This is a genomic window from Paracoccus nototheniae, assembly GCF_004335005.1.
In the GTDB taxonomy this organism is placed as follows: domain Bacteria; phylum Pseudomonadota; class Alphaproteobacteria; order Rhodobacterales; family Rhodobacteraceae; genus Paracoccus; species Paracoccus nototheniae.
In genome coordinates this window covers 1-447 of the sequence record NZ_RQRT01000204.1, presented here as the reverse complement: position 1 = coordinate 447, position 447 = coordinate 1, and the positions used below count along the sequence as shown (strand labels likewise).

Genomic DNA, 447 nt, shown 5'->3' with positions numbered 1-447 from the left:
TCGCGTCGGATCATAGGGGTTGCGCGTCACGCCATAGACCGGGTTGAAGCTGTGCGATCCCAGACCGAATTCCGGGGTGTTGGTCTTGCCGATGATTACCGCCCCCGCCCGGCGCAGCCGCGCGACCATCGGGCTGTCGGCGGCGGGCAGATGATCGCGGAAGGCGGGCGAGCCATAGGTGGTCACGATTCCCGCCGTGTCGGCCAGATCCTTGACCGCCATCGGCAGGCCCTGCAACGGTCCTGCGGGCGCGCGTTCCGCCTCGGCCAGCAGCGTCTCGCGGTCGCGCAGCGCCACGATGGCGTTGACGGCGGGGTTGGTGGCCGCGATCCGGTCCAGCGTGTCGGCCATCAGCTGTCGCGGGGTGATGGTTCCGGCGCGCAGTGCGGCCAGCTGGTCGGTGGCATCTGTCAGGATCGTTTGGGGCAGAATCGTCGGGGGCAGGGT

General features: G+C 69.4%; 1 protein-coding gene. It reads right to left on the bottom strand.

Going from position 1 to position 447, the window contains the following annotated elements; genetic code table 11:
* The coding region (locus tag EG885_RS22460; protein ID WP_423227229.1) for an amidase family protein at positions 1-444 on the bottom strand (444 nt) is incomplete at its 3' end.
* Between the last annotated feature and the right edge of the window lie 3 nt (positions 445-447).